Origin of the sequence: uncultured Tateyamaria sp. (assembly GCF_947503415.1) — a bacterium.
Lineage (GTDB): Bacteria > Pseudomonadota > Alphaproteobacteria > Rhodobacterales > Rhodobacteraceae > Tateyamaria.
Map to the genome: position 1 here is coordinate 1,097,174 of NZ_CANNDS010000002.1, position 22,743 is coordinate 1,119,916.

21 protein-coding genes are annotated in these 22,743 nt (G+C 60.5%); 1 reads left to right on the forward strand and 20 read right to left on the reverse strand.

The genetic code is table 11. The features are described from left to right. Nucleotides 1–11: 11 nt before the first annotated feature. Nucleotides 12–722 (reverse strand): arsenical resistance protein ArsH, encoded by a 711-nt coding sequence (gene arsH, locus Q1A32_RS16495; protein WP_299655480.1) that lies wholly within the window; start codon nucleotides 720–722, stop codon nucleotides 12–14. After that, the gene (locus Q1A32_RS16500) at nucleotides 715–1,170 is read right to left on the reverse strand and encodes a hypothetical protein (protein WP_299611054.1); all 456 of its coding nucleotides are present in this window, start codon (nucleotides 1,168–1,170) and stop codon (nucleotides 715–717) included. Before Q1A32_RS16500 ends, arsH begins: the two co-directional genes overlap by 8 nt. Before the next feature lie 438 nt (nucleotides 1,171–1,608). Between Q1A32_RS16500 and Q1A32_RS16505 the strand changes: the two genes are divergently transcribed. Beyond that, nucleotides 1,609–2,190, forward strand: a complete 582-nt coding sequence (locus Q1A32_RS16505) for a thymidine kinase (RefSeq protein ID WP_299655483.1) — start codon at nucleotides 1,609–1,611, stop codon at nucleotides 2,188–2,190. A 162-nt stretch (nucleotides 2,191–2,352) separates the two neighbouring features. On the opposite strand, the gene Q1A32_RS16510 is transcribed toward Q1A32_RS16505, so the two are convergent. From Q1A32_RS16510 to Q1A32_RS16595, 18 genes are all read right to left on the reverse strand, one after another. Then, nucleotides 2,353–4,449, reverse strand: a complete 2,097-nt coding sequence (locus tag Q1A32_RS16510) for an FAD-binding protein (protein WP_299655486.1) — start codon at nucleotides 4,447–4,449, stop codon at nucleotides 2,353–2,355. 30 nt (nucleotides 4,450–4,479) lie between these two features. Then, nucleotides 4,480–5,643 carry a Gfo/Idh/MocA family protein gene (locus Q1A32_RS16515; protein WP_299655489.1) on the reverse strand — a complete coding sequence of 388 codons (1,164 nt, stop codon included), beginning with the start codon at nucleotides 5,641–5,643 and terminating at the stop codon, nucleotides 4,480–4,482. Nucleotides 5,644–5,735: 92 nt separating this feature from the next. Further along, nucleotides 5,736–6,740 carry a LacI family DNA-binding transcriptional regulator gene (locus Q1A32_RS16520; RefSeq protein ID WP_299655493.1) on the reverse strand — a complete coding sequence of 335 codons (1,005 nt, stop codon included), beginning with the start codon at nucleotides 6,738–6,740 and terminating at the stop codon, nucleotides 5,736–5,738. 51 nt (nucleotides 6,741–6,791) lie between these two features. Beyond that, nucleotides 6,792–7,100 carry a Dabb family protein gene (locus tag Q1A32_RS16525; protein ID WP_299655496.1) on the reverse strand — a complete coding sequence of 103 codons (309 nt, stop codon included), beginning with the start codon at nucleotides 7,098–7,100 and terminating at the stop codon, nucleotides 6,792–6,794. Next, nucleotides 7,097–8,692 carry a GMC family oxidoreductase gene (locus Q1A32_RS16530; protein ID WP_299655499.1) on the reverse strand — a complete coding sequence of 532 codons (1,596 nt, stop codon included), beginning with the start codon at nucleotides 8,690–8,692 and terminating at the stop codon, nucleotides 7,097–7,099. The genes Q1A32_RS16525 and Q1A32_RS16530 overlap by 4 nt, the downstream gene beginning before the upstream one ends. Continuing rightward, nucleotides 8,689–10,182: a GMC oxidoreductase gene (locus Q1A32_RS16535; RefSeq protein ID WP_299655502.1), complete on the reverse strand. Its 1,494-nt coding sequence runs from the start codon at nucleotides 10,180–10,182 to the stop codon at nucleotides 8,689–8,691. The genes Q1A32_RS16530 and Q1A32_RS16535 overlap by 4 nt, the downstream gene beginning before the upstream one ends. Further along, nucleotides 10,182–11,294: an ABC transporter ATP-binding protein gene (locus Q1A32_RS16540; RefSeq protein ID WP_299655505.1), complete on the reverse strand. Its 1,113-nt coding sequence runs from the start codon at nucleotides 11,292–11,294 to the stop codon at nucleotides 10,182–10,184. The genes Q1A32_RS16535 and Q1A32_RS16540 overlap by 1 nt, the downstream gene beginning before the upstream one ends. Nucleotides 11,295–11,299: 5 nt before the next feature. Continuing rightward, a complete protein-coding gene (locus Q1A32_RS16545) occupies nucleotides 11,300–12,181 on the reverse strand; it encodes a carbohydrate ABC transporter permease (protein WP_299655508.1) in 882 nt (293 codons plus the stop codon). After that, nucleotides 12,181–13,074 (reverse strand): carbohydrate ABC transporter permease, encoded by an 894-nt coding sequence (locus Q1A32_RS16550; protein WP_299611027.1) that lies wholly within the window; start codon nucleotides 13,072–13,074, stop codon nucleotides 12,181–12,183. The genes Q1A32_RS16545 and Q1A32_RS16550 overlap by 1 nt, the downstream gene beginning before the upstream one ends. 81 nt (nucleotides 13,075–13,155) lie before the next feature. After that, nucleotides 13,156–14,406: an ABC transporter substrate-binding protein gene (locus Q1A32_RS16555; protein WP_299655513.1), complete on the reverse strand. Its 1,251-nt coding sequence runs from the start codon at nucleotides 14,404–14,406 to the stop codon at nucleotides 13,156–13,158. Between the two features lie 40 nt (nucleotides 14,407–14,446). Beyond that, a complete protein-coding gene (locus Q1A32_RS16560; protein ID WP_299655516.1) occupies nucleotides 14,447–15,967 on the reverse strand; it encodes an aldehyde dehydrogenase family protein in 1,521 nt (506 codons plus the stop codon). A 4-nt stretch (nucleotides 15,968–15,971) separates the two neighbouring features. After that, complete coding sequence (locus Q1A32_RS16565; protein WP_299655519.1) at nucleotides 15,972–16,739, reverse strand: enoyl-CoA hydratase/isomerase family protein; 768 nt, start codon at nucleotides 16,737–16,739, stop codon at nucleotides 15,972–15,974. Then, nucleotides 16,736–18,307 carry an acyl CoA:acetate/3-ketoacid CoA transferase gene (locus Q1A32_RS16570; protein WP_299655522.1) on the reverse strand — a complete coding sequence of 524 codons (1,572 nt, stop codon included), beginning with the start codon at nucleotides 18,305–18,307 and terminating at the stop codon, nucleotides 16,736–16,738. The genes Q1A32_RS16565 and Q1A32_RS16570 overlap by 4 nt, the downstream gene beginning before the upstream one ends. A gap of 531 nt (nucleotides 18,308–18,838) precedes the next feature. Continuing rightward, complete coding sequence (locus Q1A32_RS16575) at nucleotides 18,839–19,789, reverse strand: D-glycerate dehydrogenase (RefSeq protein ID WP_299655525.1); 951 nt, start codon at nucleotides 19,787–19,789, stop codon at nucleotides 18,839–18,841. Further along, nucleotides 19,789–20,127 carry a tRNA-binding protein gene (locus Q1A32_RS16580; RefSeq protein WP_299655529.1) on the reverse strand — a complete coding sequence of 113 codons (339 nt, stop codon included), beginning with the start codon at nucleotides 20,125–20,127 and terminating at the stop codon, nucleotides 19,789–19,791. Before Q1A32_RS16580 ends, Q1A32_RS16575 begins: the two co-directional genes overlap by 1 nt. Further along, nucleotides 20,120–20,932, reverse strand: a complete 813-nt coding sequence (gene proC / locus Q1A32_RS16585; protein WP_299655532.1) for a pyrroline-5-carboxylate reductase — start codon at nucleotides 20,930–20,932, stop codon at nucleotides 20,120–20,122. Before proC ends, Q1A32_RS16580 begins: the two co-directional genes overlap by 8 nt. A 30-nt stretch (nucleotides 20,933–20,962) precedes the next feature. After that, nucleotides 20,963–21,463 (reverse strand): YbjN domain-containing protein, encoded by a 501-nt coding sequence (locus tag Q1A32_RS16590; protein WP_299611007.1) that lies wholly within the window; start codon nucleotides 21,461–21,463, stop codon nucleotides 20,963–20,965. A gap of 493 nt (nucleotides 21,464–21,956) precedes the next feature. Further along, entirely contained in the window at nucleotides 21,957–22,736 is a 780-nt protein-coding gene (locus Q1A32_RS16595) for a ThuA domain-containing protein (protein ID WP_299655535.1), read from the reverse strand. Nucleotides 22,737–22,743 lie beyond the last annotated feature (7 nt).

The window sequence follows — 22,743 nt, forward strand, 5'->3', positions numbered from 1 at the left end:
GCGTCATGCGCCTACTTGGCCTTGGACACCCGTTCGTGGACCTGATCCACGCTCTCCAACCGTTCGGAATAGCGGTTCACAAGATAGTCCTTGCGCCCCCGCACCAACCACGTGAATTTGACCAGCTCTTCCATCACATCAACCACACGGGCATAGAACGGCCCCGCAGGCAAGCGTCCATCCTGGAACTCCAGCCACGCCTTGGGGATACTAGATTGATTGGGAATTGTGACCATGCGCATCCATCGCCCCAGGATGCGCATCTGATTGACCGCGTTGAAGCTTTGGGACCCGCCCGACACTTGCATGACCGCGAGAGTCTTTCCTTGCGTGGGACGGATGCCGCCCTTCATGGACAGGGGCAGCCAATCGATCTGGGTCTTCATCAAACCGGTCATGGCACCATGCCGTTCGGGGCTGGACCACACCATACCCTCGGACCATGTCGCCAATTCGCGCAGCTCGACCACCTTTGGATGATCAGCCTCCGCATCATCAACCAGCGGCAAGCCGGAGGGGTCGAACATACGGGTCTCGCAGCCCAGATGGCGCAGGATGCGCGCGCTTTCCTCTGCCGCGCGGCGGGAGTAGCTTACATCGCGCAGCGAGCCATAAAGCAGAAGAATACGCGGCGGATGACCCGGATCATCCGGCGCACGCAAGGCCTCTACGTCGATTTGCGACAAGGCCTCCGACACCAGAGCTGGAAGATCCTCAGCCACTTTCGTCCTCAAGATGCAGCTTCATGTCGATCAGCACCTGCTGGAGCATCGTGGTTTCCTTGAGCAGGCGCTTGGCCTCGTTCACGGTGATCACGCCGTCTTCGATAGATTGCTGGTATTCGGACATCAGCATGGCAAAGCGTTGGCTCAGCGCGATGACATCCGAATTCACACCACCGGATCGTTCATCATTGGGGCGACGGTCATCATGGCTGAGGGTGATGCCCTGCAATTCGGCCAGCGCGCCGGTCACATGCGGGTAGCTCGCGGCCTCCTCCAAAGCGATCACGGCATCAATGGGCATGAAGCGATCAGCATGTTCGGGATTGTCGGAATAGTATCGGCCCAGCGTTGCCTTGGACTTGCCCGTCAATTCACACGCAGGCTCAATGCCCACGTCCTTGACCAGGGATTCTGTGTGCTTCTTCAGATAACTGCCGATGGCCATACGCCAACTCCCTGTTGCCTTCGGACGTGGTTCAACCCCAGGCACGGGGGGAACCTCGTCGGTCTTTTCCCATTAATCGTCTCGCCGTCAAATGTCATTTTAAAAGCGTCCCATCGGTTTTCGGGACGTAACGAGTGCCCGGTGCCCCCAAGCGCCGGGTCCGGGTGGGGTCCGCCACATCTTCTGTCCCATGGGGGCGACAGGCCGGTCTGACCGGCAGCAAGCGTGGCGGATCCGACGGAGGTTTTTTGAGTATCGGGGCAGGCATCCTCCCCAAGGGCGCATCCGCGCCTATCGCCTGACCCACAAGTGACTTTGTGCCGAAGCGGCGCAAGGGTGCGAGACGCGGGCAACCAAGACCAAGCGCAGCACCCTTGCCCCACCTGGCCGTACGCCCGCCCCTTGCTCCCTGTGTGCGTGCGAATTAATCACGGTGCCATGGCCAAACTCTATTTCCATTACTCGACGATGAACGCAGGAAAATCGACGGTCCTGCTGCAAGCCGCTCACAACTACCGCGAACGCGGGATGGAGCCATACCTGCTCACCGCGTCCTTTGACGACCGGGCGGGTGCAGGCCGCATCGCATCGCGCATTGGCATCGGGGCAGAAGCGGACACATTCACCACACAGGACAATCTGTTCGACATCCTTGACGCGCGCCGGGCTTCGAAGCCGATTGCCTGCGTGTTTGTGGACGAGGCGCAATTCCTGACGGAAGATCAAGTCTGGCAACTGGCCCGCGCGGTCGATGACATGGGTCTGCCGGTGATGTGCTACGGATTGCGTGTCGACTTCAGGGGCAAGTTGTTCCCCGGATCGGCCACCCTTTTGGCCCTCGCCGATGAGATGCGCGAGGTGCGCACAATCTGCCATTGCGGAAAAAAGGCGACAATGGTGATCCGTCAGGATTCGGACGGCAACACGATCACGGATGGCGCGCAAGTTCAGATCGGCGGAAACGAAACCTATGTTTCGTTGTGCCGACGGCACTGGCGCGATGCGGTGGGCGACGGCTGACCCACGGCCGCGTGAAGACAGCAGAATGTCCACGCGGCTCTTTCGTAGCACCCGTTTGGGACCCCGCCATGATGTGAGCGTACCGCACGGATGCATGACGAAACTGCGCCGCAACACGCCCTCGCTGTCGTCATCTGCCCCGCAACGACGGACATTGAAACCTCAAGCAGGACGGCCATCGGCATCGCCAAGATCATAGATGCCGCCCGTCAACCAAGCGGGCCAGTCGCGTTCGAATACGGACGTTGTATTCTCATCGAATTGTCGGTTTGGGCGCATGCGGATCACCATCTTCGTCCCATCCAGCCGAACAAGAATTTGGGTTTGCATGTCCTCGTGGCGTTCCGGGCGGAACCGGGTTTTTGGCAGTGGCCCCGTCCGCGCTTCGGGCAAGGACGCGCCTTCGGGATCACAGATCGCACGCGCACCCCTGCTCCCGCCCCCCTGCGCGATATAGAAATCAAGCGCTGAAAGCACGGCCTCGGACGCCAGCGCCATCTGTTGCCATTGCAGAACCCGACCAGCTTCGCTGGTGCGCGCGAAGGAGATGCCATGCCGACGGATCGCCGTATTCAGTTGTTGGGCCTCAACATGCGCCTGCGCGACATCTGTGGCGGTGCACAGGATGCCAGCGTGGTCACTCATTCTGGCCTGAACATCGGCGCGGACGCTTCGGATGGTCTGGGGACTGTCTGCCTTCAGAACGGCTTTGATGTCCTTGACTGCCACAAGGGCTTGGGCACTTGCGTCTTGATTGGATGGCTTGGCGGCATGCCCGCCCGCAGCCACATGTTCGGCGACCCGCGTGCCAAAGACCTGACCCGCATTCAACGCAGACCCACCCGGACGGGTCGCGCCATGGGTGCCCGCGGCCTCGCCCACGGCATAGATCCCGGCGATATTCGTGCGCCCCCAGGTGTCGACCGCGATGCCACCGTTCATGTGTTGATTGTTCACCGCAAACTCCAGAGGCGCAGCGGTGATGTCGACCTTGTACCGCTTGTAAAGTTCGATCGCGAGCGGGTTCATGTGGCTCAAGCGGTCAATGGGCAGGTCCTGCCCCGCGCCCGCAGCGCTCAGGTAAGCGGCTACATCATCATCCAACCGGTCCAGACTGAACGGCGCATCCCCCGGCACCGGCAACAGATTGCGATTGAAATCGAGAAAGACCTGCCGCCCCTTCTGGTTCTCGCGAAAGATCGCCAGATCCACGAGGCTGGACTGGAAGTCCAACATGCGGCTGGCATGGAACGGCCATTGATAGCCCTTGCGGAAGATGTTCGACGCCATCTCTTGGGTGGTGCGGTAGTAGTCTGCAAGAAAGTGATGTTCGTTGCCCGCCGCGTCGCGTGAAAAGATATGCGGAATGACCTGTACGTAAGTGCCTGACAGGTTCCACGGAAACCCTTCACGCCGGGTGCCGATGCCAAACTGGCTTTCCGTGATGTTGACCAGTTCCAGCCCCGTCTCCAAGGCAACGCCAAGGGTGCCGAAGCAGCCGTTCGGGAACACGCTGTCGCGGTACAACTCACCCGGACCACCTGCGGCAAACACAAGGGCCGCGCATTGAAACAGCGCCAGACCGTAAGGGTTCGCCTTGCTGCTGGCCTTTGGGCGGATGGTTAAGACACCAACCACACGCGCGTGATCCCCCTGCCCTTCGGTCAGCACTTTGACGGCAGTGGTGTGGTTGTAGAACGGGATGCCCTGCCGCAACGCCTCTTCGGCCAGAACCTTGACCATGAGGCGCGAGGTGCGCGGCCCGCACGATGTCGCGCGCCCGACCTCGTCATGGTCCGTCTGGTATCGCAACGTGCCGCCCAGATTATCCTGCGGCAGGGGCAACCCGAGGTATTGCAGCGACGCCATGGCCCGAACCGACCCGACCGCCTCGACATAGGCCGTGTCTTCGTCCATCGCCCCGCCCGCACGGATTGCAGCGGCCATCGCCTTGAAATTGTCGCCCTGATCCTTGGTATTGGCGGTGTGCAGCGTCTGCTTGTCCGACCCGGAACAGGCCGAGGTTCCGCCCCAGGCGCTTTGGCTGATGATCACGACATCGACAGCGCGGCGCCTCATCTCGACAGCCGTGCGCAGCCCGGCCGCGCCACTGCCAATGACAAGGCCGCCGCATCGAAAGACAGGAATGTCGAACCCAGCAACCGTCAGATGGTCCACCGGATCGGGCTCGCCACCCAGCCGCGGCATCGCCACATCGGTCAGCGCATCAAGAATATGCTGGGGAACGGACAGGCTCATCAATCAAATCCTCTGCAAACCGTCCATGGATCAACCAATCTCGACCCACCTGTTTTCACGAGAAGATTCCATGCACGCGTCCACGATCTGACAGATGTGATGGCCTGTCTCGAATGTCGGCCACATCGGCTGGTTCGAGACGATGGACTTGATGACTTCGGCTACTTCAATGATCTTGCCCTCGTTATAGCCCAGCGCGAAATTGGGCAGCGGCAGGAAGGCACGAAAGGTCTCATGCTCCGGGCCGACATCAATTTCGCGATAACCGCGTCGACCAACCTTGTCGTCGTTTGAATAGAAACGCAGCCGGTTCACCTCGTCATAGGTGTAGGTCAGGCTGCCCTTGGTGCCGTAGATCTCGTAGGTTTGCATGAACTTGCGCCCCGTCGCCACGCGACTGAAGTCCACCAACCCGCGCGCACCGCCTTCGAACCGACACAGAATGTTGGAGCCATCGGGGTTCGTGACATCGGACCACGCCTCGTCACCGGTCAGAACCGTCTCCTTGCCATATCCGAAATTGTCCACAACGGGGCGCTTTTCGGTCACAATGAAATTGTCCGCAATCAACGCACTGACCTTGCCGACCAGAAACTCCATGAAACTGAAGACATGACTGCCCGTGTCGCCGATCATTCCCGTGGGGGCCAGATCGCCATTGGCCCGCCACATGAACGGAGCCAGCGGATCGCCGTATATGTCCACGTGTTGGCAGGCCTTGAACAACGTGATGTCGCCAATCTCTCCGGCGTCGATGATCTCTTTGGCAAGGTCATGCACCGGGTTGCGCGGGAAAGAGTGTCCGACACGAGTGATCAGCCCCTTTTCGTTGGCAATGTCCGCCAATTCGCGCGCCTGTGCTGCGGTGTCGGCCAAAGGCTTTTCACAATAGACATGCTTGCCCGCCAACAGGGCCGCCTTGGCCACCTCGTAATGCAGGTTGTCAGGCAGGCAGATGTCGATCAGATCCACGTCCGGGTCGGCAACTGCCTCTTGCCAAGTGCCAAGGATCTTCGCGCCGGGCGCGCGAAAGGCAAGGCTCTTTGCCGCATCCACATCGGTTTCGACCAGCGCCACAACCCGGGCGGTCCCATCACCGTCACCAAAGAAATGCGGGAAACTTTGATAGGCCATTGTGTGCACCTTGCCCATCCACCCGGACGCGCCCAGAACGGCCACCTTTACTTCTGTCATATCCCTCTCCTTTCATCCCGCTCCGGTCTGGAACGTTCCACTCTACTCGCATCGAAAACCGAACATGCGGTCCGGTTTGCAAAATGATTGTGTCAGGCGCCGCTCGACGCCCGCTTGATCAGGGCGACCGGGCTGCGCGCGGTCATGCGTGGTACTTTGCCATCCTTGACCCATGCCAGGATTTGCTCTGCCGTCGACGTCGCAAAGTCAGGGATATTGCAACTGACAGAGGTCAAGGGCGGATAACTGTCCCGGCAATCTTCGATGTCGTCAAATCCGACCACGCGCAGGTCCCTGCCGATCTTCACGCCAAGTTCCGGCCCCGCCGCCAACACGCCCAAAGCGACAAGATCGTTAAAGCAAATCACACCATCCACCTCTGGATGATCAGCCCGAAGCTGTGCCGCCGTTGCCTTTCCAAAAGCCCGCGTCGCTTGTCCGGTCAACACCACCGGCTCCATCCCGTTGTCAGCCAGCACGGACAAGTAGCCGCTCATGCGTTCTTCGGTCACGGCGCGCCCCTCTAGCCCCCCCATGAAGGCGATCCGTTTGCACCCCATCTCAAGCAGATGCTCAGTGGCAAGGCGACCACCCAGGTCGTAATCAGGCGCAACGAAGGGGAATTTGGGATCACCGGATGTCAGCGACCGGAACACCTGTATCGTGGGTGTATTGGACGCCTCCAGTACCGCAAGCGTCTCTTGCGTGCCCCCGTAGCTGGGCGAAATGATGAACCCCGACACACCGTGCTCCACCAGCGAAGAGATCATGCGCGTCTGAAGCTCTGGGTCTTCGTCAGAATTGGCAAGAACCGTGGCAAAGCCATTGCGCGCAAGCTCCATCTGAAACAGGGCCGCAAATTCGGTGAAAAACGGGTTTCGCAAGTCATTGATCACCAGACCGATCAGTCCGGACGACGATGACCGCAGCGTCGCCGCCGACCGGTTGTAAACATACCCGATCTCCGCCATCGCCTCGCGTACGGCCACTCGGGTCGCTTCCTTGACCGCCTTTGATCCCTGCAAAACAAGGCTGACCGTGGATTTCGACACACCGGCCTGTTTCGCAACATCCAAAATGGTGGGCCGAGGTTTCATATCGCCGCGCTGTCCAATCGTTGTGCGTTGCCGCCACATCCCTGCCTGAACCTAAACATCCAGATCAAGCACCAGAATTCCGTCAATCCCGCCAACCGCGTTGGCAACAAGCTGGCCGCCCAGCGCCTGATGTTCGGGGTTGTCTGCATAGCTTTGCAGGGCATCCCAACTGTCAAAGTCGATGACGAAGCCATGCATGTAGCCACGTTCAATCTGTTCGGGACTTTCGGACCGTCCACCCGTGAAGCTCTGCGCACCGGGCAGTGTGTCGGCCAGCGCAGACAGACCGGCATAGATCTCTGCGATCCTGTCTTCGGGCGTCTCGGGTTTGAACTTGGTCAGAAAGATGTGACGGATCATGGGTTCATTCCTTGGTCTTGCTTGATCATGTCAGCGGCCTTCTCGCCAATCATGATCGAAGGCGCGTTGGTGTTGGATGAGTTGACGGTCGGCATCACCGACGCATCGGCCACCCGAAGGCCGTCGATCCCGTTGAACCGCAAGCGCGGATCAAGGACGGCTTCCGCATCGCTGCCCATCCGGCAGGTGCCCGCGCAATGATGCGAGGTTTTGGAGTGCACGCAGATGAAGTTGAAATACTCCTCATCCGTGCGCACATCCGGCCCGGGCAGACGTTCGGCCATGATGTACGGTTTCAGCGCATCTTGGGCGAGGATGTCCTGCACCAGCTTCAGGCCGCGGATCGACATCTCGCGGTCATAGTCTTCGGACAGGTAATTCGGGTCGATCAACGGCATATCGGCGGGGTTGTCGCTTTGCAGGCGCACCGTCCCGCGCGACCGCGGACGCAAGTGGCACGCATTCAGCGTCACACCCCCGTTGGGCATGGCCTCGACCCCGGCTTCGATGCCGGTGCCAAGACCCAGATGCATCTGGATATCGGGCGAGCGGGCATTCTCATCCGCGTACCAGAACCCACCCGTCTCAAACAGGCTGGAGGCAACGGGCCCCTTGCGCGTGAACAGATATTGCAACCCTGCCAGCGCAGACAGATGCAGCTTGGCAAAACGGTCATACGTGTGGGGCCCCGTCACCTCGCAAATCGCATAGAGGTCCAGATGATCCTGCAGGTTCGATCCAACGCCCGGGCGATCAAGCATCACGTCGATCCCAAGCGGCGCAAGCGCGTCCGCCGGACCGATGCCTGACAGCTGCAAAAGGCGGGGAGAGCCAATGGCTCCCGAGGACAGGATCACTTCGCGATCCGCCGTGATCCTGGTGCCATCACCCATTTCAACGCCCGTGGCACGGCCATTCTCGACCGTGATCCGACGCACCTGCGCGTTCATTTGAATGGTCAGGTTTTGGCGTGACTTGGCAGGGGCCAGAAACGCCATCGCCGCCGAAGACCTGCGCGCATTGCGTTGGGTCAGTTGGTAGTAACCGGCACCATCCTGCTTTGGCCCGTTCACGTCGGTTGTCTTGGGTATACCAAGCTGCCCCGCCGCTTCGATGAACGCATCACAGATCGGCAACGGGGCTGCTGGCATCGACACCCCCATCGGGCCACCCGCACCGTGATATTGGCCGTCATACGTGTCGTTGTCTTCGGATTTCCGGAAATAGGGCAGGACATCGTCATAGGCCCAGCCATCACAGCCCATCTGCCGCCATTCATCGTAATCCTGCGCTGCACCACGTGTGTAGATCTGCGCGTTGATGGCGGACCCGCCCCCAATGACCTTGGCTTGGGTGTAGTTGAACACCTTGCCCTGCATGGACCGCTGCGGCGTGGTGGACCAGCCCCAAGACCCAATGCCCTTGGTCATCTTCGCGAAACCTGCAGGCAGATGAAAGAACGGGTGCCGGTCGCTTCCGCCAGCCTCCAGCAACAGAACGCGCGCATCTGGGTTTTCGGACAGGCGTGCCGCAATGACCGACCCGGCAGATCCCCCGCCGATCACGATGAAATCATACCCGGCGGCCGTCACGCGGCAAACTCCGTCTGTTCTATGTGCCGGCCGGCGCGCAAGGCGAGAGCGGCAATGGTCAGGGCCGGGTTCACAGCTGCCGATGTGGGCAGGACAGACGCATCGACGATGAACAGGTTCCCGTGGTCATGGCTGCGGCAGAACGTGTCGACCACACTGGTCGCCGGGTCGTTGCCCATGCGCGCGGTACCGCATTGATGCGACGGTGTGCGCCGGTCAAAGGCCTGCGCAAGCACAATGGGAAACCCCGCGCGCCGCAACGCCTGTTTCAGCGTTGCCACAAGCCGCTGATGCGCATCCCAATTGGACCGTTGCCAGTCGAGCTTGATCCGTCCGTTTTTCAATGTGACCCGGCTGTCCGGATTGGGCAGGTCCTCGGACATCGCATAGAAATCAAAGCTGCGCGCGGCGATCCACCGGGCCGCCCATGTCGGCAGTTTCGAATTGGCGGCAAGGATCGGCGCGGTGATTTTACCCAGCATCTGGACGTTGCCCAAAGGAAGCTGATCCTCGGACCCAAGGTAAAAGTCATTCAGCATCAATGTCTTCTGATACACTGCCCCGTTACGCCGCAACGGGTGCAGCGCCATCACGGCAGAGCAGTTGTGGTTCATGAAATTGCGCCCGACCTGATCAGACCGATTGGCCAGTCCCGTGGGCCAGTTGTCATTTGCCGACGCCAGCAAAAGCGCCGCCGTTTGCACCGCGCCTGTCGCCACGACAAAAACCGGCGCCGCAATTGTCTCCGCCGCCCCGTCCACCTCTACCTCGACGCTTTGAATGCGCGCGTCCGTCCCGGCCCGAAGCGCAGTGACGCGGCACCTTGTCCGAAGCTCCACATTGGGATGCGCCAATGCAGCTTTCAGCGCACATGTTTCCGCATCCATCTTGGCCCCGCAGGTGTTCGGATACGCGTCCCATGTCGTCTGCCCCGCCGCGAGCCAGCCGTCGAGATCGACGCCCAGCGGGATTGATGAGGGGTGCAATCCAGCCGCTTTCAAGCGGTCGCGCAATTGGGCGATATCGGCTTCATGCGGGACAGCGTCATACGGGTATGTGCCGGAATGCGCAGGCTCAGTCGGGTCATCGCCCAAGGCACCACGCACGGCGTATAAGTGTTCAGCCGCCTGATAATCAGGCTCAAGGTCAGCGTAGGATATCGGCCAGCCCGCCGTTGCACCTCCCGCGTGTTGGCATTGCTCAAAATCGGTCGCGCGATACCGGATCAGCGCTGCGCCATAGAACTTCGAATTGCCGCCGACGTTATAGTAGTTGCCGGGATTGAACGGGGTGTCCGCGCCGTCCAGCCAATCCTCGTCCGAACGAAAGACACCCTTGCCAAATATCGCTGTTGCATCACGATCCCACGCGGAAGGGCACAGGTGCTCGCCGCGTTCCAGTATGAGGATGCGACGCCCTGTCGGGGCAAGTGCCGCCGCCAAGGTCGCGCCCCCCATGCCAGATCCGATGATAACGACATCGGGCTGCATCAGGGCGCAATCCGGTTCTCGGTCTTTGGGTCGAACGCGACGGCCTTTTCCATGTTCACCGCGAACATGAAGTCGGCACCGGGATGCACATCTGCATCGGATCGCATACGCGCAATGACATCCTTGCCGCCAAGGGTCATAGTCACGAACGTGTCTGATCCGGCAGGTTCGGTGACGACAATCCGGTTGGTCATATGCGCGATGTTCGACGACTTGCGGTCCGCCGCATCTTCGTCGGTGATCGTCTCGGGCCGGATGCCAAGAAGGATGTCCTTGCCCGCCCAATCACTCATGTTGTTCTGGCTGAACGGCAAAGCGACAGTCGATCCGTCGAACAGCGACACCTGCGCCACCGGTCGCCCATTCTCCAGCGCGACCTTGGCCGGCACCACGTTCATCGCGGGCGATCCCATGAACGTCGCCACAAAGATATTGGCGGGCGTGTCATAGATTTCCTGCGGCGTTCCAAGCTGCTGCACATAGCCGCCATTCATCACCGCAATCCGCGTCGACAGCGTCATGGCTTCGATCTGGTCATGGGTGACGTAGACGATGGTTGTGCCCAGCTTTTGGTGCAGCTTCTTGATCTCGGTGCGCATGTCCACACGCAGCTTGGCGTCGAGGTTCGAAAGCGGTTCGTCAAACAGGAACACATCCGGGTTGCGCACCAGCGCGCGCCCCATGGCCACCCGCTGTCTCTGACCGCCGGACAATGCCCCCGGCTTGCGATCCAGCAACGGCTCGATCTGCAACAACTGGGCCACGTCCTTCATCGCCTTGTCGCGCTCGGGCTTGGGCGTGCCATGCATCTCAAGCCCGAAGGTGATGTTCTGCCCCACAGTCATGTTCGGGTAGAGCGCATAGGACTGGAACACCATCGCGATGTTGCGCTTGGATGGATGAACCCCGTTCATCACATTGTCCTTGATGCGTATCTCGCCGCTAGTGATCTCTTCCAGACCGGCGATCATGTTCAGCAATGTGGACTTGCCACAGCCGGACGGACCGACGAGCACAAGAAACTCACCCTCTTGCACAGAGATGTCGACCTTGTGCAGCACCTCAACAGCGCCGTAGGACTTGGTTGTGTTGTCGATATCGAGAAAGCCCATAGGTCTTATCCTTTGACTGAACCGGCCATCAAACCGCGCACGAAATAGCGGCCAGCGACGATGTAGACGAGAAGTGTGGGAAGTGCGGCAAGGATCGCCCCGGCGAAGTGGACGTTGTATTCCTTCACCCCGTGGCTCGCCTGCACCAGATTGTTGAGCGCGACGGTCATTGGCTGGCTGTCGGCCCCGGCAAAGGACGCGCCAAACAGGAAGTCATTCCAGATATTGGTGAACTGCCAGATGATCGAAACCACGGCGATCGGCCCGGAGGACGGCAACAGGATGCGCCAGAAAATCTGAAAGAACCCGGCCCCGTCAATCTGGGCGGCCCGGATCAGCTCGGTCGGGAAAACGGCGTAGTAGTTTCGGAAGTACAGCGTGGTGAACCCGACGCCATATACCACATGGACCAGAACCAGCCCCCACGTGGTGCCGGCAAGCCCCATCAACCCCAGCATCTTCGCCATGGGGATCAGCACGATCTGGAACGGGATGAAGCAGGCAAACAGGATCAGGCCAAACACGATGGTGTCGTATTTGAACCGCCATTTCGTCAACACATAGCCGTTCAGCGCACCCAATACGGTAGAGATGGCCACGGCGGGCACGACCATCTTGATGGAGTTCCAGAAATAGGGCGACAGCCCGGTCGGCTCCACGCCGATCTGGGCCGAGGACCACGCCTTGGCCCAAGGCTCCAGCGTAAAGACCTGCGGCAGGTTCATCATGCCGCCGCCCGTAATCTCTTCCAGCGGTTTGACCGAATTCACGACCATGACGTAAAGCGGCAGCATGTAGAACAGAACGAACAGCAGCAGCACAAGATAGATCAGCGTGCGCATGACGCGGCCTGTGCGAATGGCGGTATCCTGGGTCGCGATGGACATCACTTCTTCTCCCGCAATTCGGCATAAAGATATGGGATCATGATCGCGGCGATGGTCATCAGCATGATGGTGGCCGACGCGGCACCGATCCCCATCTGATTGCGCGAGAACGTGTAGGAATACATGAACGTCGCAGGCAGTTCCGTGGCGCGTCCGGGCCCCCCGCCGGTCAAGGCGATGACCAGATCAAAGGTCTTGATCGCAAGATGGCTCAGGATCACGAACGCAGACAGGAAGGCGGGGCGCAGTTGCGGGATGATGATCCGGCGATACAGGTTCCAGTTCGACGCGCCATCCATTTGGGCCGCCTTCAGGATCTCGTTGTCGATGCCGCGCAGCCCGGCCAGAAACATGGCCATCACAAACCCGCTGGTTTGCCAGACGGCGGCCAGCACGACGGTGTAAATCGCGTAGTCCCGGTTCTTGATCCAGTCGAATTCGAAACTGGTCCACCCCCAGCTTTGGATGACGTTTTCCAGACCGATCCCCGGATCAAGGAACCATTTCCACGCGGTGCCGGTCACGATGAAACTCAGCGCCATTGGATAGAGGTAGATGGTGCGGATCATGCCTTCGCCGCGGATTTTCTGGTCAAGAAATATGGCAAGGCCAAGGCCCAGCATCGTGCAGATGCCAATATAAAGGGCGGCAAAGACGCCCATGTTCTTCAGTGAGATTTCCCAATGGCTCAGGCGCCACAGCTTGGAATAGTTCTCCCAACCGACCCAGCCGAAGGACGGCAGCAACCTACTGTCGGTAAAAGACAGGTAAACCGAAAACAGGATGAAGCCGTAGACAAACACCAGAACAAGGGCCAGCGACGGCGACAGCACCAGTTTCGGCAGCCAGGACTGGAGCCGCGTTTTGAAATCTGCGTTGGTGGACAAAGCCATCACGCACCCTCCTTGGGCCGATGTGACAGGGCAGTGAGAAATGGGTGGAGTAGCATGTTCCGCCGCTCCACCACGCGCTGATTATTTCGCGATATCAACCGCATCGACGAGTTCCTGAACAGCTGTTTCGCTGTCGTACTCGCCGTTGAAATGCGCGGTCACCACGTCATAAATCGCGTTCTTGACCGACGCGGGGTTCGCGTGACCATGCGCCATGGAACCGAACAGGTTGCCCGAGGACGCAGCAGCCGCAAGATCAGCCATGCCTTTCTTGCCGCAGGCATCGAACGCCTCGTTCGAGACGTCTGTACGGGCCGGCACCGATCCTTTGACCACGTTGAACGCGGACTGGAAGGACGGCGACAGGATCGCGGTTGCCAGCGCGGCCTGCTCAGCGGACACCGCGCCGCCCTGATCAAACATCATGAACTGGTCGGCGTTGAATGTGACCTGCTCGGACGTGCCGGGGAAGCGGAAGCACAGGAAGTCTTCGCCAGGCACTTTGCCTGCGTTGATGAACTCACCTTTTGCCCAGTCACCCATCATCTGGAAACCGGCATCGCCATTGATGACCATCGCGGTTGCAAGGTTCCAGTCCCGGCCCGAAAAGTTGTCGTCCACATTGGCGCGGATCACGGACATGCGGTCAAACGCCTCTTTCATGCCGTCGCTGCCCAGAACATCTGCATCCAGATCGATGAACGCAGCCTTGTAGCCGTCCGGCCCAAGCACCGACATGACAACCGAGTCAAAAACGGTGGCTTCCTGCCACGCTTGGCCACCATGGGCGATGGGTGTGATCCCCGCCGCTGACAGCGTGTCCATTGCCGCCACGAAGTCGTCCCATGTCTCGGGCATTGCGATGCCATTGGCGTCCAGCACGGCCTTGTTGGCCCAGACCCAGTTGGTCGAGTGTACGTTCACTGGGGCAGACACCCACTCACCGTTCACTTTTGCAAATTGCTGCAGCGCGGCCGGGACGACATCATCCCATCCTTCGGCAGCCGCCACGTCGTTCAGGTTGGCCAAAGACCCCTGGTCCGCCCAGTCGATGATGTCAAAGCCAAGGCCCTGCACAGCCGTTGGGGCGTTGCCAGCCGTCACGCGGGCGCGCAGTACCGTCATGGCCTGCTCACCACCGCCACCGGCGACAGGCATGTCCGTCCAGCCGATGCCTTGCCCTTCAAGGTCCTGTTTCAGGACGTTCAACGCTGCCGCTTCACCCCCCGACGTCCACCAGTGCAGCACCTCTACATCTTCCGCTGTCGCCGTGCCCGCTGCTACGGACAGCGCGAGTGCAATCGCAGTCTTCGTCTTAAAGAATGAACGCATGGTATCCTCCCATTTTGCGTTTCGTGTTTCGGCGTCTGTGTCAGACGTCGCTTTCAACCCAAGGCGCCCTGCTGCGTCCGATGCGCATGACCAGTGATTTCACCTCAAGAAATTCCTCAAATCCATAGCGGCCAATCTCGCGGCCCTGCCCCGATTGCTTGACCCCTCCAAAGGCAAGCTCGGGGTATCCATCCATCCAGGTGTTCGTCCAAACGGTGCCCGCCTCCACGCGCCGCGCAAATTCGAGGCAAGTATGTACGTTTTCACTCCAAATCCCAGCCGAGAGTCCGTACACGCTATCATTTGTGAGTGAGATCGCCTCATCGAGCGTCCGGTATGTCATCACCACGAGGACCGGACCAAAGACCTCCGCCCGTGCAATCGCCATATCGGGTGAGACGTTGCTGATCACCGTGGGCTGGTAGAACTGCGCGCCCAGCCCCTCCACAGGCAACATTCCCCCGCCCAGCTCCAAAGTGGCCCCTGCCGCAACAGCGGCCTGCACGTATGCGTCGATCTTGGCGTTATGCTCCGGCGTAACAATCGCACCGACTTGCGTGTCCGGGTCCAGCGGGTCCCCGAATTTGACCTTGCGGGACAAGGCAACAACACGCGCCACGAAATCGGCGGCGATATCCTCGTGCACGATGATCCGGCTGGACGCATTACAGCATTGGCCAACATTGAAATACACACCGAACGTGACCGCATCGGCAGCACTCTCCAGATCGGCATCGGGGCATATGACTTGCGGGTTCTTCCCGCCAAGCTCAAGTGCGACCTTCTTGAGGGTGTCCGACGACGCCTGCGTGATCAGTTTGCCCACCGCGGTCGATCCGGTGAACGTCACCATGTCCACATCCTTGTGCGTCGACAGCAGGCTGCCAACCGGTTGCCCATGGCCCAGAACGATGTTGCAGACGCCCGCAGGCAACCCTGCCTCCAACAGCAACTCGCCCATCATCACGGTCGAGGACGGCGTCATCTCTGACGGCTTCACCACCACCGTGCAGCCTGCGGCCAGTGCAAAGGGCAGCTTTTGCGACAGGATCCAGAACGGGAAGTTCCACGGCGTGATGATCGACACGACGCCAATGGGCTCCTTCAGCACAACGCCCAGCATATCCTCGCCCAGCGTGTTGTGACTGTCCCCATGCGCGGTGCGGGCCAACGACGCAGCATAGCGCCACAGATCAGCGGCACCGCCAACCTCGCCGCGGGATTGGGAAATCGGCTTGCCGCTTTCCAGTGTTTCCTGAACCGCGATCCGCTCCACATTTGCTTCGATCAGAGCCGCAACCCGCAGCAGGACCGTCGCGCGTTCCTTGCCCGAGGCGCGGCTCCACACGCCCGTATCGAATGCCGTCCGCGCAGCCCCGATTGCGCGTTCCGTGGTGGCGTGATCGCCACAGGCGGAGACGCTGACCACCGTGCCGTGGGAGGGCGACGCGCGCTCAAACGTCTCCGCACTGTCGACCCACTCCCCGGCAATCAGATGCCGACCCCGAAAAGGGGGTGGAAGGTCACAATCAATGGCGGCATTTACCGTGAAATCTTTCATAAGGTCAGTTCCCCGTAAAATTCGGGGACCGCTTGTCGAGAAAGGCGTGCACCCCCTCTTGCCGGTCATCGCTGGCAGCCGCAGCCGCACTGCCAAGGACTTCGATGGCAGCAGCCCGGTCCTCGTCGACGGCTGCGTGGATCATGGCCTTGGCCAATTCGTTGGCGCGCGGCGACATATCCGCCAGCGATCCAGCGATGTCCTGTGCGGCGGCCAGCGCATCATCCGCCACCTCCGCCGCGAAACCAAGGGCCACGGCCCGCTCGGCAGTCACCCGACGGCCGAACAGCGCCATCTCCTTGAGAACAGGTTCGGCCAACACACGCGCCAGACGCTGTGTGCCCGACCATCCCGGCACAATCCCGACCTTTCCCTCGGGCAGGGCCAGCGTCGCGCGCAGGGTCATCACGCGGATGTCGCAGCACGCCGCCAATTCCAGACCGCCACCGAACGCATGGCCGTTCAACGCGCCAATGGTCGGCTTCGACAGCCGGGCCAACCGGTCAAACACACGGTGACCGTCACGGACCCAGTTGCGGGCAAATTCGGCAGGGCCAAGCGGCCCCCACTCTGCAATATCGGCACCACAGCAAAACGCCTTGGTCCCGGCACCTGTGACCACAACAGCCCGCACATCCGTCGCTCGGTCCAGATCGGCCAAATGCGCTTCCAACTGGCGCAACATCCCGGTCGTCAGGGCATTCAGCTTCGCCTCATTGCTCAGCGTCAGAACGGCCACACCGCCCTCATGGGTACATGTGACCTCGCTCATAGGACCAACCCCATCGGGGCTTCCGACAACAGGGATTTCGGCATGGCAGTGGCGTTCTCGGCCACCTGAACCCGCCCCTGCGACGCCGCAACAATATGGGTTTGCGGGTCGATGCCCGGCATGATTTCAGTCGCCAGCAGACCATTGTCAGTCAGGCGTATCACGCACCGTTCGGTCACATAGATGACGTTCTGCCCCTGTTCGCGCGCACGGCGACCCGAGAATGTGACATGCTCCACCTCGTCCACCATCTTGGTGAACTTGCCCGGGGCCGCTATGTCGATGCCGTCCTCTGTCAGGTTGATCTTGGCACCTGCTTCGAACCAGCCCGAAAACACGATGTGCCTTGCCCGCGCTGTGATGTCCACAAACCCACCGCAGCCTGCCGTCAAATAGGGCTTCTTGCCCAGCTTCGACACATTCACATTGCCCTCGATGTCGACCTCGAGAAACGACAGGAACGACATGTCAAAGCCCGCGCCCTGGAAGTAGATGAATTGCTGTGGCGACGGGACAAACGCATCCGCATTTGATGCGCACCCAAAGGCAAAACCGGTCAGCGGGACGCCACCGACAGCCCCCTGCTCGATCGCCCATGTCACCGCATCCCGATGCCCTTCCTCAAGCAGAACGCGCGGGATCATCGCGCTGATGCCAAAACCCAGATTGGCGGTCATCCCCTGACGCAGTTCTTGTGCAGCCCGGCGTGCAATGACCTTCTCCACCCCATGGTCCGCCATCGCAAAACTGTCCCAGGGGCGCATCACCTCGCCCGAAATCGCGGGATCATAGGGCGTTTCGGTGGTCTGCTTCTGATCCGGATCGACGACAATGCAGTCAACCAGATGGCCGGGCACGCGCACGTCATGGGGGCGCAAGCTGCCGGTTGCGGTCACGCGCTTGACCTGCGCAATGACCAGCCCGCCGTTGTTACGCACACAAATTGCCTGTTCCAGGCCGCCCAGATACGCGCCCTCGTGCTCATATGTCAGGTTGCCCCGTTCATCAGCGGTGGTCGCACGGATGATGGCCACGTCCGGGACGATGTTGGGAAAGTGCAGCCACGTCTCGCCTGCAAACTCAGCGCGAGAGACAACAGGCGCCGCCGCGCCCAGGTCGTTCATTGCACAGCCCTGCCGGACCGGGTCAACAAACGTATCCAAACCAACCTTGGTCAAAACGCCGGGCCGGTGGGCCGCAGCTTCACGGTGCATGTCGAACATGATGCCGGATGGCACGTTGTAGGCGGCGACCCGGTTCTCGACGATCATCTTCCAGATGTCCGGCATCTCCACGCTGGACGGACCGGACGGGTACGACCCGGCCAGCACACGTGACAACAGACCATCTTTCGCGATGTGATCCATTCCCTTGACGCCATAGACGTCACCCGCCGCAATCGGATGCAATGCCGTCAGGTTGCGCGGTTGCCCTTCGTGATCAAAGCGGGCTCCGATGGCTTCAAGAACCGCATCCGGGCACCCAAGCGTCGAGGATGATGAGACAGAGACAACTGCCCCGTCCTGAATACGGCTGACCGCCTCTCTGGCTGAAACAGTTTTGCGCATGTGCCCCCCAATCGTCATCCCTGAAATCAGGAAATCGGAACGTTCCACATTTTGATATTGGAACGTTCCATATTTCTCAAGGAAAATCTTTCGCGGGATGTCGGGGGGGGGGTCCGAAAGGTGAGGGATTTGACATGTGCGCATCGCGCTCGCAAAGCCATTCGGGTTGCGGATGCCGCCACGCTGACACGTGGAACGGGGTCTACGGCGCACAACCTCTTACAAGCCGCACTTGTGCAATGATAACGTACCAGCTCGGCGGCTGACATGCGAAGAACAAGGGCCCGGAGACATCGCCACCAATTGGCAAAGTGCTTGCCAGTGCGCTTTTCATTCCAGACCCAATGTCAGCCGACCTCACCCGACAAAACGGAAACCAAGCCGGCGCCGGGGCGCAGGATGCGCGCGCCGTGGTTAAATTTGCGTTGTCCTACCGCGCGGCGGGCAAGGCATTGAAACGAGGTACAGATTTGAAATCCATCAACATTTCCCTACACTTGCGAACACCTTGTCCCCGCGGGGACAAACCTGTCAAACCGCGTTGGGCAGCGCCGTTCCGTCCAGAAATGCCGCGATATTCTCGACCGCCATCAGCCCCATCGCTTCCCGAACCTCCAGCGCAGCGGTTCCCAGATGCGGCAACAGCGTCACGTTGTTCAGGCGTCGCAATGCGTCGGGCACAACCGGTTCGTGTTCGTACACATCCAACCCGGCGCCACCAATCGCGCCCGCCTCCAGCGCTTCGATCAGGGCCGCCTCGTTGACCACATCACCGCGGGCGATATTGATCAGGTGCGCGTGACTTTGCATGGCGTTCAGCACCTCTGCGTCGATCAAATGCCGCGTCTCCGTCCCCCCGGGGACAGCCACGACCAACACATCGACCGATGCCGCCAAAGTCCTAAGGTCGGGCACCCGCTGCGCGTCAAAGCCGACATCCTTTTCGGATCTGTTGTAGTAGGACACCTGCATCCCGAACCCAAGGTGGCAGCGCCGTGCAATGGCCTGTCCAATCCGTCCCATGCCGACAATGCCGACACGCTTGCCGGTGACATGCAGCCCCAACATTTGCGTCGGATGCCAGCCCGGCCAATCGTTCGTGCGGACCAATCGCTCGCCCTCGGCGGCGCGGCGGGCTGACATCAGGATCAGCATCATACCAATGTCCGCAGTCGCATCCGTGACCGCGCCGGGTGTGTTCGTCACGGCAATCCCTGCGTTCCGCGCCGCGGCCGCGTCGATGTGATTGTAACCCACCCCAAAGTTCGCAAGCAGCTTGCACCGTGGCTCTGCCACATCGGCAAACACGTCGGCCGAAAATGCATCGCCAAGCGTCGGCAGCACGATGTCGAAGTCGGTCAACGCGCGGCACAATTCCTTGTCTGTCAGGGGCGCGGTCTCTGCCCGCACGTCAACCTCGCACAGCGCCCGAGCGGCATTGAGCACGGTGTCCGGCAAGGGCCGCGTCACCCACAACCGCATCAATGCATCCGCCCGCCAACCGGCACGTCCTTGTCGGGCGTGGCCAGCACGATGTTGCCTTGGTCGTCGGGAAACCCGAGAACCAGAACCTCGGACATGAATGGACCGATCTGGCGGGGCGGGAAGTTCACCACCGCCATCACCTGACGCCCCACAAGCGTCTCGGGCTCATAGTGCACCGTCACCTGAGCTGAGGTCTTCCGCTCCCCGATGTCGCCGCCGAAATCGACCCACATCTTGATCGCGGGTTTGCGCGCTTCGGGAAAGGGTTCGGCCTTGATCACTCGGCCCACGCGAATATCAACCTTCAGAAAGTCATCGAACGAAATCTCAGCCACGGGCCAGCTCCTTTGATCGTTTTGTGGCCGCTTCAACGGCGCGGGGCAAGAGGCTCGGGAAGCCTGTCTGTTCATCCATCAGCACCTCCAACGCCGCCTGTGTTGTCCCGTTGGGGCTGGTGACATTGATGCGCAATTGGGCGGGGTCCTCGGTGGCCTCCATCGCAAGGTGCCCTGCCCCGGCGACAGTTACCTTGGCAAACTGCAAGGCAAGGTCTTCGGGCAGGCCCTGGGCCACACCGCCAGCGGCGAGGGTTTCGATCATGTGAAAGACGTAAGCCGGACCGGAGCCACTGACCCCTGTGACAGCATCCATCTGGTGCTCGCCCTCCAGCCGCACCACATCGCCCACGGCAGACAGCAGCATCTCAGCCTCATCCAACGCGCCCTGCCCGGCGTCATTGGCGCAAATCGCCGTGATGCCACGGCCCACGGCAGCGGGTGTGTTGGGCATGGCACGGACGATGGGGGTCGCTTGACCGAAGGCGTTCTCAAACGCGGACAAAGGCGTGCCTGCCGCGACCGACACGAACACCGTGTCGCCACCACCGAAGGCCGCGATGTCGGGCAGCGCGTTGCCCATCATCTGCGGTTTCACTGCGATCAGGATCACGGCGGGGTCAGCGGGCAGGTCCGCGTTCACATGCGCACCGGTGGCCTGTACCCACGGGGACGGTGCCGGGTCCTGCACCCACACGGACGCGGCAGGCAAGCCACGGTCCAACCACCCGGCCAGCATCGCCGAACCCATCTTGCCACAGCCCAGAAGCACAAGGCCCCGGGCTGCAATCCGACTGTCTTTCATGAAAACCCCCTGATCAATCAGGGGCGCAGGTTACGCGCGGCCATAAGCCTCTGCAATGGCGACCTGCATCGCATCCTTGGGTGTCCGATCCCCCCAGACCAGAAGCTGCAGCGCGGGATAGTAGCGTTCCGCGCTCATCACGGCTGCGCCGATCATCGTGTCGATCTGGTCCGCGGATGCGATCTGGCCGCCCGACAGGACAAGCCCGTAACGGTAGACCATCAATTTCTGCTCTTCCCAATAGGTGAAAGCCCCTGCCCAGCACTGGTCATTCACAAGGTTCAGAAGTTCGTACAGACCGCCCAGCTTTTCTTCTGGCGGCTCCATTTCGAAGGTGCAGACCATGCGCAGTGTTTCGTCATAGCCGGACCATGCCAGCGTGATGGAATAGGTGCGCCACTGACCTTCGACGGCCATGGCGATCTGGTCATCTGCGATGCGGTCGAAATCCCACTCGTGATGCTCGGCCAGATGCTCGACGATGTCGATGGGGTGAATTTCGTCTTCCAGGAACTGCTCGGAAAGGGCCATGGTGCCACCTCTTATTCGCTGTAGCGAGTGGGGCTGGCAGCGCCCCAAGCGCTAGGTGCCTGCTGTGAGATATCGGGGCGATCCCCCGTGCCTCTACAAGATATGGTGACTGTGGGGCGGCCATCTGGCAACCCTTTATTTGGGGATAACCCCAATAAGTTGGGGACAAGATGGGTTATTGGTCAAGATACGGGCTGCCAACGCGACTGTCATGGGATGACTTTTTCCGGGTTCGACGGCAACACATCGGGACAACTTTCGCACAGGTGTCGGTCAGGATTGGCCCGGAGCGCGCCGCGCAGCGCTCGGCATCCAATCTCTCCGGGTCCACATGCGCGATGGTCTGACGTTGATCGTATGAACCAAAAATTCATGGGGCACCGTGCAGGCTGTTTAGCCGCTCCCCTGCCCGCATGGGCGGAGGGTATCAAAAGAGAGGTGGCAGCCCTATCCGCCCTGCGTGCCGCAGCGTTGAGCCAGCGCTTGCAACCTCTTACCGGAACCCTTCTTCTCCATCCGCATGCAGTTTGGGTCCGCGCGCCGTGATCGGCTCCAGAGCATTTGACACGTCGACATTGGGTGCGGCGTGGACGTCTGTGATCCGACGTTCCGGATTGGCCGCCCATTCGACGGCATTGACCAGCACCTTTTGCACGTTGCTGTCGTAATATGTGGGGTAGGTTTCATGTCCGGGTCTGAAATAGAAGACGTTTCCGGCCCCGCGTTTGTAGGTCAGGCCGGAGCGAAACACTTCTCCGCCCTGAAACCAGCTGATGAACACCGTTTCCAGTGGTTCGGGCACGCCAAAAGGTTCGCCGTACATTTCCTCCTGCTCAAGCTCGAAATGGTCCGGCAAACCACGCGCGATGGGATGGTGACGGGATGTCACCCATAGCCGCTCACGCTCCCCTGCTTCGCGCCATTTGAGGTTGCAAGGCGTGCCCATGAGTTTCTTGAAGATCTTGGAGAAATGGGCGGAGTGCAACAGGATCAGACCCATACCGCCCCAAACCGCGTCGGCCACCCGATCAACGACCGTATCGTCCACATCGCCATGGGCGGCATGGCCCCACCAGATCAACACGTCGGTCTGGTCCAGCCGTGCTTGTGGCAGCCCGTGTTCGGGGTCTTGCAGCGTCGCTGTCGACGCCTTGATGCCACCCGTAGTCAACGCATCAGCGATGCAGGTGTGCATGCCATCGGGATACAGCTTGGCCACGACATCGCTTTTCTTCTCGTGGACATTTTCGCCCCAGACAACGGCTCGGATCATCTGATCA